Origin of the sequence: Pseudomonas neuropathica (assembly GCF_015461835.1) — a bacterium.
Lineage (GTDB): Bacteria > Pseudomonadota > Gammaproteobacteria > Pseudomonadales > Pseudomonadaceae > Aquipseudomonas > Aquipseudomonas neuropathica.
Window position 1 is genome coordinate 255,205 of record NZ_JACOPX010000004.1, and the last position, 12,796, is coordinate 268,000.

The window sequence follows — 12,796 nt, forward strand, 5'->3', positions numbered from 1 at the left end:
CAATCCAGGAACTGCCCTCGCCGATACCCGGTGAGAGGCGTAGTATTTTGTGATTATTTTTTTCTACAGGGATTGGTAACTTGGCTGGATACCTCCATCCTGTCGCGCACAATCCAAGAGGTGATTGATGCGCGCCAACTCGTCTGATCCACAAGACACCGTCACAGCGGAACACCCGATCAAACCCGAGCGCCTGCGCTTGCTGGATCGGTTGAGCAAATACCGTCAGCCCATCGGGCTGGGGGTCACCTTGCTGTTGTTCGCCATTGCGCTGATTGCCTGTCGTCATCTGCTCGCCGAACTCGATCTCGATGCGCTGCACGACTCGATTCTCGACGTGCCGAAACCCGCCCTGCTCGGCGCCTTCGGTGCGACCGTGGTCGGCTTCATTATTCTGCTTGGCTATGAATGGTCGGCCAGTCGTTATGCCGGCGTGACCTTACCGCCGCGCACATTGGCGCTGGGCGGCTTCACCGCGTTTGCGATTGGCAATGCGATCGGTCTGTCGCTGCTGTCCGGCGGTTCGGTGCGCTACCGTTTATATGCACGATTGGGTCTGGGGGCGTCGGAAGTCGCGCACATGACCTTGTTCGCCAGTCTGTCGCTGGGTTGCGCCTTGCCGCCGCTGGCAGCGCTCGCGACGCTGAGCGACCTGCCTGCTGCCTCTCAAGCCCTGGGTTTGTCCGAAGGTCTGCTCGGCACAGTCGCCGCTGTCGTGCTGGCGCTTGGCGCAGTACTGGCTGTCGGCATCTACCGTCGGCGCCTGCCGGAACAACCGTTGCGCGACAATCTGCTGGTCAGGGTCGGCCGGCGCACGCTGCGCCTGCCGGGCCGCCGCCTGACGTTCCTGCAACTGATCATCACCGCGCTCGACGTTGCCGCTGCCGCTACTGTCCTCTATCTATTGCTGCCGGAGGCGCCGCCGTTTGGTGCATTCCTGCTGGTGTACCTGTTGGCGCTGGCTGCCGGCGTACTCAGCCATGTGCCCGGCGGTGTCGGTGTGTTCGAAGCGATTCTGCTGGCCGCTTTCGCCGACAAGCTCGGTGCCGCGCCTCTGGCCGCTGCCCTGCTGCTGTATCGACTGATCTATGTGGTGCTGCCGCTGCTGGTCGCCTGCGTACTGCTGCTGATCAACGAAGGCCAGCGCCTGTTTCAAACCCAGACCATGCGCGCCGCGTCCGGCCTGGCGGCACCGATTCTGGCAGTGTTGGTGTTCCTGTCCGGCGTGGTGTTGCTGTTTTCCGGCGCGACGCCCGAGATCGATACACGTCTGGAGCACATCGGCTTTCTGATCCCGCATCGTCTGGTCGACGCCTCGCACTTCGGCGCCAGCCTGATCGGCGTGCTCTGTCTGATGCTCGCTCAGGGTCTGCGTCGTCGCCTGTCGGCGGCGTGGATGCTCACCACCATTCTGCTGCTGGTCGGCGCCCTGCTCTCGCTGCTTAAAGGTTTCGACTGGGAAGAAGCGACGCTGATGACCCTCACCGCAGCCTTGCTCGGTGTGTTCCGTCGCTCGTTTTATCGCCCGAGCCGCCTGACCGAACTGCCCTTCTCCCCCCTGTATCTGGTGGCCAGCCTCTGTGTGCTGGGCGCTTCGACGTGGCTGCTGCTGTTCGCCTATCAGGACGTGCCGTACAGCCATCAACTGTGGTGGCAGTTCACCCTCGACGCTGACGCCCCGCGTGGCCTGCGCTCGCTACTCGGCGCTGCCGTGCTGTTGCTGGTCATCGCGCTGACCTGGCTGTTGCGCACCGCGCGCCCGGTCATTCACCTGCCGACACCTGACGAGCTCGATCGCGCGGCGAAGATTCTGATGGCGTCGTCGCAACCTGATGGCGGCCTCGCGCTGACCGGTGACAAGGCACTGCTGTTTCACCAGAACGACGAAGCCTTCCTGATGTACGCACGCCGTGGCCGCAGCCTGGTGGCGCTGTACGACCCGATCGGCCCCGGCCAGCAGCGCGCCGAGATGATCTGGCAGTTCCGCGACCTTTGCGACATTCACCACGCCCGCCCGGTGTTCTACCAGGTGCGCGCGGAGAACCTGCCGTACTACATGGACATCGGCCTGACCGCGATCAAACTCGGCGAAGAAGCCCGGGTCGATCTGCTGCGCTTTGACCTGGAAGCCAAGGGCAAAGAGATGAAGGACCTGCGTTACACCTGGAACCGTGGCACCCGCGACGGCTTGTCGCTGGAAATCCACGAGCCGGGTCAGGCGCCGATGGACGAATTGAAAGTGATTTCCGATGCGTGGCTGACCGGCAAGAACGTGCGTGAGAAAGGCTTCTCCCTCGGCCGCTTCAGCGACGATTACCTGAAGCATTTCCGCATCGCGGTGATTCGCTTCGAAGGTCGCCCGGTGGCGTTCGCCAACCTGCTCGAAACTTATAGCCATGACCTGGCCAGTCTCGACCTGATGCGCGCACACCCGGACGCCCCCAAGCTGACCATGGAATTCATGATGGTCGGCCTGATTCAACACTATAAGAGTCACGGATACGCGCGCTTCAGCCTGGGCATGGTGCCGTTGTCGGGGTTGCAACCCCGGCGTGGTGCACCGCTGACCCAGCGTCTGGGCTCGATGGTTTTCCGCCGTGGTGAGCAGCTGTACAACTTCCAAGGCTTGCGCCGCTTCAAAGACAAGTTCCAGCCTGACTGGGAACCCCGTTATATGGCCGTGCCCGCCGGACTCGATCCGTTGGTGGCCCTGGCCGACACTGCTGCCCTGATCGCGGGCGGCTTGACTGGATTGGTGAAACGCTGATGATTCAACGCTCCCTGAAGTACATCCTGGCCGCACTGATCGTGCTGGCCGTGATTGCCGGCGGCGGTTTCTGGTACCTCAAACGCCCGGCACCGGAACCGACGCTCGAACCTGTTACGGCGGCAGACGGCACCGTTTTGACCCGCGTCATCCCCGGCACCAAACCCAAGGCGCAGGTGCTGGTCGCGGTCAACGACGACCAGAAACTCTCTGAAAAACAACTGACCACCCTGAGCCGCAGCGCCTCGGCGCAAATCGTTCAGGTGATTCTGCCCAAGGACTGCCTGCTGCAAAGCCGCGCCCTGCAAACCGGTCTGCGCGAACTGAACGGCCCGGCTACGCTGGTAAGCGGTATCGGCCCCGGCGCGGTATTGGCCTGGCGTTGGTTGTCCGAGCAAAAGGACGACAAGGCCCAAGCGATTTCCGTGGACCTGGCGCTGGAAAAACCCGGCTGCACTCACCTGTTGCCGAAATCCGCCGCCCACGGCCACTGGCTGGTGGCGTGGAACGACAACCCGGACGACGCCAGCGCAGGTTTCGTGCGCGATCAACCGAACGCCGAAACCAGCATCAGCGACTACGACATCAACCTGCCGCAAGTGCTGAACAACGAACTGCGCAAGATCCTCGTCGGCGGCGACAAGGCCAACGGCGGTCTGGCGATCCCGGTGGTGGAAGTGCCGGCCGGTCAAGCCAAGGACACCGTGACCCTGTTCCTTTCCGGTGACGGCGGCTGGCGCGACCTCGACCGCGACGTGGCCGGTGAAATGGCCAAGATCGGCTACCCGGTCGTCGGCATCGACACCCTGCGCTACTACTGGCAGCACAAGAGCCCGGAACAAAGCGCACTGGACCTGACCGAACTGATGCAGCACTACCGGCAGAAATGGGGCACCAAGCGCTTCATCCTCACCGGTTACTCGTTTGGTGCCGACGTCCTGCCGGCGATCTACAACCGCTTGCCAGAAACCGAGCAGCAGCGCGTCGACGCAATCATCCTGCTGGCCTTCGCCCGCACCGGCAGCTTCGAAATCGAAGTCGAAGGCTGGCTGGGCAACGCCGGCAAAGAAGCCGCCACCGGCCCGGAAATGGCCAAGCTGCCAGCGGCCAAGGTTGTGTGCATCTATGGTGAAGAAGAGACGGATGAGAGTGGCTGCACCGACAAAACTGCGGTGGGCGAGGCAGTCAAATTGCCCGGCGGCCACCACTTCGACGAGAACTACCCGGCGCTGGCCAAGCGTTTGGTGGACTTGATCGAGAAGCGTCAGAGCAAGGACTCGGTCGCCGAAGAGTAATCTGAGCCACGCCCATAAAAAGCCCCCGCAACTTCGCAGTTGCGGGGGCTTTTTACATCTCGGACGAAGAACCCGCTCCCCTGTAGGACTGAGCCTGCTCGCGATAGCGGAGTGTCAGCCACCTATTTGCCAACTGACACACCGCTATCGCGAGCAGGCTCACTCCTACAAGGGATGGCGCTGGATTCGAGATTTTGTGCAGTGACCGTAAATTTCTTGACTCTTCAGGAAGCCAAAAACGCCAAGTGTCCACATTCCATAAAACGTGGACACCTGCTTGATTGGCATTATCGAATCGTCAACTCCACACTCATTCATCTGCTGAACAAATCCCCGCAAAACCGCCAGCAACGTTTAGTTTCGTTTACTTCCAGTCTCGCAATATCAGATGACGCCCACGGACCTTGTAGGCAAACTCCGAAACTCTTGTTGGGGCGCTGTGCCGCTCTATTGCGCTGTTTTTCGACGGGATACTCTCCGGACGTCGCTGACCCATTCAGAGATCGGGTGTGGTAACCCGGAGAAACCATCGCAACAGCGCGCTCCTCAAGTTATGGCGGCTGTGCGTGGGACGCTTTCGGGCGTGCCGGTTTCTTTGGTTCCCGGTTTACCACCCTGCGTACAGCTGCCTCCCTTTCGTGTGGTAACGAAAGTCGCGGCGCTACGAACCAAGGAGTAACAAGATGCCCGAAACTGATCTGCACGGACTCGCAAACGTTAAAACCATCGGCTTCACCCCCTTCCTCTACCACTCGGATCAAGCGTTCTTCAACGTCCGCGCCGGCATCCCTATCATCGATGCCTTGTCCCAATCCTCCGACCTGCTATCCCTCGCCAAATCCTTCGCCGAGGATGCTGCCTTCATCAGAGACACCGACCGCCATGCCTGGGCTGCGCATTACCTGACGGTGATGGGCAAAGCCTTGATTGATGATGTGATCCAAGCGCTGATCCCACGACCTGCGCGGACGAAGACCGAGTCTGAAGCAGAGATACCTGAAGGCTTGTAAAGGTTTGAAAATCAAAAGATCGCAGCCTTCGGCAGCTCCTACATGGAATGCGAAACCTGTAGGAGCTGCCGAAGGCTGCGATCTTTTGATCTGAAGTTGCCGCCGACAAAAAAGCCCCCGCCAACCACAAGGCTGACGGGGGCTCTTTCTATAACGCGAAGTTACATCTCGACCTGCGTCCCCAACTCAATCACCCGGTTCAGCGGCAGATTAAAGAACCGCAAGTTCCCATTGGCATTCTTCAACATGAACGCGAACAGCGCTTCACGCCAACGCGCCATGCCCTCAAGTTTCGAGGCAATCACCGTTTCGCGGCTGAGGAAGTACGTGGTGCGCATCGGGCTGAAGTCCAGATCATCCAGATGACACAGCTTCAGCGCCTGCGGCACGTCCGGCTCGTCGGTGAAGCCGAAGTGCAGGATCACCCGGAAGAAGCCTTCGCCGTGGGCCTCGACCTCGAAGCGCCGCGATGGCGGTACGCGCGGGATGTCTTCGTAGACCACCGTCAGCAACACCACTTGCTCATGCAGTACCTGGTTGTGCAGCAAGTTGTGCAACAACGCATGCGGCACGGCGTCGGAGCGCGCGGTGAGGAACACAGCAGTGCCCTGCACCCGATGCGGCGGTTGCACGCGGATGCTGCTGATAAAGATCGGCAGCGGCAGTGCGCCTTCGTCGAGACGATCGACCAGCAGTTGTTTACCGCGCTTCCAGGTGGTCATCAGCACGAACAGCGCGATACCGGCGATCACCGGGAATGCGCCGCCCTGAACGATCTTCGGCACGTTGGCGGCGAAGTACAGGCCGTCCACCAGCAGGAAGCCGATCAGCACCGGCACCGCAAGGATCGGTGGCCATTTCCACAGCAGCAGCATCACTGCCGACACCAGAATGGTGGTCATCAGCATGGTGCCCGTCACCGCCACGCCATAGGCCGAGGCCAGTGCGCCGGAGGATTCGAAGCCAAGCACCAGCAGCACAACGCCAACCATCAGCGCCCAGTTCACCGCGCCGATGTAAATCTGGCCCTGCTCATCGCTGGAGGTGTGCTGGATGTACATGCGCGGGATGTAACCGAGCTGAATCGCCTGACGCGTCAGGGAGAACGCGCCGGAAATCACCGCTTGCGAGGCAATCACCGTGGCCAGCGTCGACAGACCGACCAGTGGAATCAGCGCCCAGCTCGGTGCCAGCAGATAGAACGGGTTACGCGCTGCTTCGGGGTTTTCCAGCAGCAAGGCGCCCTGACCGAAGTAGTTGAGCACCAGCGCCGGCAACACCAGGATGAACCACGCCCGGGCAATCGGCTTGCGACCAAAGTGGCCCATGTCGGCGTACAGCGCTTCGGCACCGGTCAGCGCCAGCACCACAGCGCCGAGGATTGCTACGCCCATGCCCGGATGAACGACGAAGAAATTCACCGCCCAAATCGGATTCATCGCATGCAGCACTTCTGGCGTGTGGCTGATGCCATACACACCGAGGGCGCCGAGGACGAGGAACCAGGTGACCATGATCGGCCCGAACAGAATGCCAATCCGCGCCGTACCGTGTTTCTGGATCAGAAACAGCGCCACCAGCACCACCAGCGACAGCGGCACCACCCAATGGTCGATGCCATCGAATGCCAGCCCCAGACCTTCAATCGCCGACAGTACGGAAATCGCCGGGGTGATCATGCTGTCGCCATAAAACAGCGCCGCGCCGATCAGTCCGCAAACCACCAGCAACGACCGCAACTTCTTGCGATGCCCCGCCGCGCGCCGCGCCAGTGCGGTGAGCGCCATGATGCCGCCCTCGCCCTGGTTGTCGGCGCGCAGCACGAACATCATGTATTTGATCGACACGACCCAGATCAGCGACCAGAAGATCAACGACAGAATACCCAGCACGCCATCGTGATTGACCGATACGCCGTAAGCGCCGGAAAACACTTCTTTGAGGGTGTACAGCGGGCTCGTGCCGATGTCGCCGTAAACCACCCCGACCGCCGCGACCAGCATGCTCAGCGGCTTGGAGGCCGAACCCTCGGCGCCTGCCGCATGACTACTTGCCTGACCCATCCAACACTCCTACTTCTCAGAACCGGCTTCTTGAATGAAGCACTATGCTTTGTGGTGCAGCATGCGCTGTTTTACCTGTTGTTACAGACGTTTTGTTGACTGTAAAAAATTGGTAAAGCTCAACGGCGCGAAGCATAGCGCAGCACTCGTCGTATTTCCCTGCATAAAGCTGGTCAAGTGCGTTGCCCGCCGCTAGAATTGCGCACTTTTTGATCAGAGGCGCGCCCTAAGCGCCCGTCCGTCGGCTTTCGCACCAAGAAAGCGATGTCACAAAATACCGAGGTTAGACATGTCCACCACTCCTGCGCCGGCCAATCCAAAGGTTGGCTTTGTATCTCTGGGTTGCCCGAAAGCACTGGTCGACTCCGAGCGCATCCTGACCCAGCTGCGTATGGAAGGCTATGACGTGGTGTCCACCTATCAGGACGCCGACGTTGTAGTCGTCAACACCTGCGGTTTCATCGATTCGGCCAAGGCTGAGTCGCTGGAAGTGATCGGCGAAGCGATCAAGGAAAACGGCAAGGTGATCGTCACCGGCTGCATGGGCGTGGAAGAAGGCAACATCCGCAACGTGCACCCGAGCGTGCTGGCCGTGACCGGTCCGCAGCAGTACGAGCAAGTGGTCAACGCCGTGCACGAAGTGGTGCCGCCGCGTCAGGATCACAACCCGCTGATCGACCTGGTGCCGCCGCAAGGCATCAAACTGACCCCGCGTCACTACGCCTACCTGAAGATTTCCGAAGGCTGCAACCACAGCTGCAGCTTCTGCATCATCCCGTCGATGCGCGGCAAACTGGTCAGCCGTCCGGTCGGTGATGTGCTCGACGAAGCTCAGCGCCTGGTCAAATCCGGCGTTAAAGAGCTGCTGGTGATTTCGCAAGACACCAGCGCCTACGGCGTTGACGTGAAATACCGCACCGGCTTCTGGAACGGCGCGCCGGTGAAAACCCGCATGACCGAACTGTGTGAAGCATTGAGCACCCTCGGCGTCTGGGTCCGCCTGCACTACGTTTACCCGTACCCGCACGTTGACGAGCTGATCCCGCTGATGGCTGCCGGCAAGATCCTGCCGTACCTGGACATCCCGTTCCAGCACGCCAGCCCGAAAGTCTTGAAGTCGATGAAACGCCCGGCGTTCGAAGACAAGACCCTGGCGCGGATCAAGAACTGGCGCGAAATCTGCCCGGACCTGATCATCCGTTCGACCTTCATCGTCGGCTTCCCGGGCGAAACCGAAGAAGATTTCCAGTACCTGTTGAACTGGCTGACCGAAGCACAACTCGACCGCGTGGGCTGCTTCCAGTACTCGCCGGTCGATGGCGCGCCTGCCAACGATCTGGATCTGGAAGTGGTGCCGGACGAGGTCAAGCAAGATCGCTGGGATCGCTTTATGGCGCACCAGCAGGCGATCAGCTCGGCCCGCCTGCAAATGCGCATCGGCCGTGAGATTGAAGTGCTGGTTGACGAAGTTGACGAGCAAGGCGCGGTTGGCCGCTGCTTCTTCGACGCCCCGGAAATCGATGGCAACGTGTTTATCGACAACGGCAGCAACCTGAAGCCTGGCGACAAGGTCTGGTGCAAGGTGACTGACGCTGACGAATATGACCTGTGGGCTGAGCAGATCTGATCTAAAGATCAAAAGCCCCTCACCCCAGCCCTCTCCCGGAGGGAGAGGGCGCTGATCGTGTTGTTCTTTCGAGGTACATCGACCTGAGCTATCCGGTCGAACGCAGGTTTGAAAAGCACGAAGATCAGCTTCCTTCCCCCTCGCCCCCTTGGGGGAGAGGGTTGGGGTGAGGGGGAGAGATCTTGCTGGCGACAGAAACAGCCAGCCAGACACCGCAAAAAATACAAAAAGCCCCGCTCTTTTTACGAGATGCGGGGCTTTTTTACGGCTATCGTTTAGCGGGGGACGGACTCCCTTGAAACGGACAAGAGGCAGACGGGCATGCGTCACCATTCGGTCATCCACACGCCGAAACTCAGCGATTATCAGGAACTGACCCGGGTCTGGGAGGCCTCGGTCCGCGCGACCCATGATTTTCTGCCGGACAGCTATATCGAGCTGCTGCGCAATCTGGTGCTCACCCGCTATCTCGATGCAGTGATGCTGATCTGCACCAAGAACACCGACCAGCGCATCACCGGGTTTGCCGGTGTCGCGGCGGGCAAGATCGAAATGCTGTTCATCGATCCTGAGCATCGCGGACAGGGACTGGGCAAGAAACTGTTGAATTACGCTCTGCAACATTTGAATGCCGATGAACTCGACGTCAACGAACAAAACCCGCAGGCGCTGGGGTTCTACTTCAAGCAGGGTTTCGAGGTGATCGGCCGTTCGGAGGTGGATGGCATGGGCCAGCCGTATCCGTTGTTGCACATGCGTTTGCGCCAGAACCAGCAGCGCTCCAGCCACGCCTGACACACCACCGTACCCTTGTAGGAGCTGCCGAAGGCTGCGATCTTTGCTTTTTAAAGATCAAAAGATCGCAGCCTTCGGCAGCTCCTACAAATGGAACCGGGCTTAACCGGCGCCACACAGGTACAATGCCCACCCCTTTTTTGTTACGGCCCTGTCATGACTGACCCGATTCGCCTCTCCAAACGCCTCATCGAACTGGTCGGTTGCTCCCGCCGGGAGGCCGAGCTGTTCATTGAGGGCGGCTGGGTCACCGTGAACGGCGAAGTGATTGACGAGCCGCAATTCAAGGTCGGCGACCAGAAGGTCGAGCTCGACAAGGACGCCAAGGCCACTGCGCCGGAGCCGGTGACCATCCTGCTCAACGCGCCGGCTGGCATGGATGTCGAGACCGCCATGCAATCGCTGAGCGCCGAAACCCTCAGCGAAGAACACCGCTTCAGCAAACGCCCGTTGCGCGGGCACTTCCTGCGCCTGACCGCCAGCGCCGACCTGCAAGCCAAGGCTAGCGGCCTGCTGGTGTTCACCCAGGACTGGAAAATCCTCCGCAAACTCACCGCCGACGCCGCGAAGATCGAGCAGGAATACGTGGTTGAAGTCGAAGGAGACATGGTCGCCCACGGCCTCAACCGTTTGCAGCATGGCCTGACCCACAAGGGCAAGGAGCTGCCGCCAGTCAAGGCCAGCTGGCAGAACGAAAACCGGCTGCGCTTCGCCATGAAAAACCCGCAGCCCGGCATCATCGCCCAGTTTTGCGAAGCGGTGGGCCTCAAGGTCATCGGCATCCGTCGCATCCGCATCGGCGGCGTCTCGATCGGCAAGGTTCCGGTCGGCCAATGGCGCTACCTGTCCGGCAAAGAGAAGTTCTAAGACTTCCACTGCCGCCACACATTCCGGCAGCGCGCCTGCGTGCGGCCCACAACGCTTATCAGGATTACTCACATGATTCATAACGACGTATTGCGCAGCGTGCGCTACATGCTCGACATCAGCGACAAGAAGGTTGTCGAGATCATCAAACTCGGCGGCATGGAAGTAGCGCTCGCCGACGTAGTGACCTGGCTCGACAAGAAAGAAGAAGACGAAGAAGGTTTTGTGCGCTGCCCGGACGAAGTCATCGCGCATTTCCTCGACGGTCTGGTGATCTTCAAGCGTGGCAAGGACGAAAGCCGTCCGCCGCAGCCGATCGAAGTGCCGGTGACCAACAACATCATCCTTAAAAAGCTGCGCGTGGCCTTCGAACTGAAAGAAGACGACATGCACGCGATCCTCAAGGCCGCCGAGTTCCCAGTGTCCAAGCCTGAGCTGAGTGCGCTGTTCCGCAAGGTCGGCCACACCAACTACCGCCCGTGCGGCGACCAGTTGCTGCGCAACTTCCTCAAGGGTCTGACCCTGCGCGTTCGCCCGGCCTGATCCCCTTCTGCGGTGGCGACCGATGGTCGCCGCCGCAACGCATGACCGCTCATTCCCTCTGAAAATAGTGGCTCCGCTTTTCGCGGCTGACGACTAGGGTGTATTGACCCCTAATCCTCAGGACTCGCCATGCACCCGTATTTCTCCCTGCAAGGCCGCACCGCTCTGGTGACCGGCGGCACCCGTGGTATCGGCAAAATGATCGCCAAAGCCTTTGTCGAGGCTGGCGCGCGTGTCTACGTCTGCTCGCGCGACGCCGAAGCCTGCCATCAAACGGCTGAAGAACTCAGCGCTTTGGGCAAATGTCATGGCATTGCCGCAAACTTGGCGACGGAAGAAGGCGTGCAGGAACTGGCCGCGCGCCTGGGCGAGCAGATCACGCATCTGGATATTCTGGTGAACAACGCCGGCACTACCTGGGGCGCGCCGCTGGAGAGCTACCCGGTCAAGGGTTGGGAAAAAGTCATGCAGCTCAACGTGACGTCGGTGTTCAGTTGCATCCAGCAGTTTCTGCCGTTGTTGCGCAAAGCGGGTTCGGCGGCGAACCCGGCGCGGATCATCAACATTGGCTCGGTGGCGGGGATTTCTTCGTTTGGCGAGCAGGCGTATGCCTACGGGCCAAGTAAGGCCGCCCTACATCAATTGTCGCGGATTCTCGCGCGGGAACTGGTGAGCCAGCACATCAACGTCAACGTGATTGCGCCGGGGCGCTTTCCGAGCAAGATGACCCAGCATATTGGTAATGATGAGAAGGCGCTGGCTGAGGATACGGCGTTGATTCCGATGAAGCGTTGGGGACGGGAGGAGGAGATGGCGGCGCTGGCGATCAGTCTGGCGAGTACGGCTGGGGCTTATATGACGGGGAATATTATTCCGCTGGATGGTGGGTTCAGCCTCTAGGTCGGCGGTGAAGCTATCGCGAGCAGGCTCACTCCTACAGGGGTTTTCAGCGAACAGAGATTTTGTGTACATCCACAACCCTGTAGGAGTGAGCCTGCTCGCGATGGCGTCCGCCCTGCCATCACCAGACTTGAGACGGGACGGGTTATCATGCCCCCCCCCTGCCCCGCTTCGAATGCAAACCATGACTTACAGCGTCTCCCCCATCGGCTTCGTGCGCTCCTGCTTCAAGGAGAAATTCGCCATCCCCCGTCAACCGCAACTGGCCCCCGCCGCACGTGGCGTGCTGGAACTGGTGGCGCCGTTCGATCAGGGTGACGCCGTGCAGGGCCTGGAACAGGTCAGCCATGTCTGGCTGCTGTTTCTGTTCCATCAGGCGCTGGAAGACAAACCACGACTGAAAGTGCGCCCGCCACGCTTGGGCGGCAACAAGTCCATGGGCGTGTTCGCCACCCGTGCCACCCACCGGCCAAACGGCATCGGCCAATCGGTGGTGAAACTGGACAAGGTTGAAGCCAATCGGTTGTTCATCTCCGGGATCGATTTGCTCGACGGCACGCCGATTCTCGACATCAAACCCTACGTGCCTTACGCCGATATCATCCCCGACGCCGCCAATAGCATCGCCAGCGCCGCGCCGCAATTGATTGACGTGCAGTGGACGGACTCAGCGCTGAAACAAGCGCACACACACGCTCAGCGCCTTGACGAACCCTTGGTTGAGCTGATTGAACAGTGCCTGGCCCAGGATCCGCGTCCGGCCTATCAAACCCCGGCGCCTGAACGCGAGTACGGTGCGCAATTCTGGGATCTGGATGTGCGCTGGCATTACCCGACGCCTGAGCAGATTCGTGTGCTGGAAGTCATTCCCGCCATGGTCTGAAGCCGCGCCCAATGTAGGAGCTGCCGCAGGCTGCGATCTTTTGATT

Annotated in this window: 10 protein-coding genes; 9 read left to right on the forward strand and 1 reads right to left on the reverse strand. The window is 60.4% G+C overall.

Annotated features, from left to right (window positions below):
• The first annotated feature begins 127 nt into the window (after positions 1-127).
• From mprF to H8F23_RS06970, 3 genes are all read left to right on the forward strand, one after another.
• Positions 128-2,767 carry a bifunctional lysylphosphatidylglycerol flippase/synthetase MprF gene (mprF, locus tag H8F23_RS06960; RefSeq protein ID WP_194933850.1) on the forward strand — a complete coding sequence of 880 codons (2,640 nt, stop codon included), beginning with the start codon at positions 128-130 and terminating at the stop codon, positions 2,765-2,767.
• Positions 2,767-4,062, forward strand: coding sequence for a virulence factor family protein (locus H8F23_RS06965; RefSeq protein ID WP_095126537.1), 1,296 nt, complete (start codon positions 2,767-2,769; stop codon positions 4,060-4,062). Before mprF ends, H8F23_RS06965 begins: the two co-directional genes overlap by 1 nt.
• 683 nt (positions 4,063-4,745) lie before the next feature.
• Positions 4,746-5,072 carry a DUF3077 domain-containing protein gene (locus tag H8F23_RS06970; RefSeq protein WP_194933851.1) on the forward strand — a complete coding sequence of 109 codons (327 nt, stop codon included), beginning with the start codon at positions 4,746-4,748 and terminating at the stop codon, positions 5,070-5,072.
• A gap of 161 nt (positions 5,073-5,233) precedes the next feature.
• Here H8F23_RS06970 and H8F23_RS06975 read toward each other — a convergent pair whose 3' ends face one another.
• Entirely contained in the window at positions 5,234-7,075 is a 1,842-nt protein-coding gene (locus H8F23_RS06975; RefSeq protein WP_407692554.1) for a potassium transporter Kup, read from the reverse strand.
• A gap of 349 nt (positions 7,076-7,424) precedes the next feature.
• Between H8F23_RS06975 and rimO the strand changes: the two genes are divergently transcribed.
• The 6 genes from rimO to tsaA all read left to right on the forward strand — a co-directional run bounded on the left by rimO (position 7,425) and on the right by tsaA (position 12,750).
• Complete coding sequence (rimO, locus tag H8F23_RS06980; protein WP_194933853.1) at positions 7,425-8,762, forward strand: 30S ribosomal protein S12 methylthiotransferase RimO; 1,338 nt, start codon at positions 7,425-7,427, stop codon at positions 8,760-8,762.
• A gap of 321 nt (positions 8,763-9,083) precedes the next feature.
• Positions 9,084-9,557, forward strand: coding sequence for a GNAT family N-acetyltransferase (locus H8F23_RS06985; RefSeq protein ID WP_194933854.1), 474 nt, complete (start codon positions 9,084-9,086; stop codon positions 9,555-9,557).
• A gap of 156 nt (positions 9,558-9,713) precedes the next feature.
• Entirely contained in the window at positions 9,714-10,424 is a 711-nt protein-coding gene (locus H8F23_RS06990) for an rRNA pseudouridine synthase (protein WP_194933855.1), read from the forward strand.
• Between the two features lie 72 nt (positions 10,425-10,496).
• The gene (locus tag H8F23_RS06995) at positions 10,497-10,967 is read left to right on the forward strand and encodes a YehS family protein (RefSeq protein ID WP_007908719.1); all 471 of its coding nucleotides are present in this window, start codon (positions 10,497-10,499) and stop codon (positions 10,965-10,967) included.
• A gap of 129 nt (positions 10,968-11,096) precedes the next feature.
• The gene (locus H8F23_RS07000) at positions 11,097-11,867 is read left to right on the forward strand and encodes an SDR family oxidoreductase (RefSeq protein WP_007908720.1); all 771 of its coding nucleotides are present in this window, start codon (positions 11,097-11,099) and stop codon (positions 11,865-11,867) included.
• A 184-nt stretch (positions 11,868-12,051) separates the two neighbouring features.
• A complete protein-coding gene (gene tsaA / locus H8F23_RS07005) occupies positions 12,052-12,750 on the forward strand; it encodes a tRNA (N6-threonylcarbamoyladenosine(37)-N6)-methyltransferase TrmO (RefSeq protein ID WP_194933856.1) in 699 nt (232 codons plus the stop codon).
• The last annotated feature ends 46 nt before the right edge of the window (positions 12,751-12,796 follow it).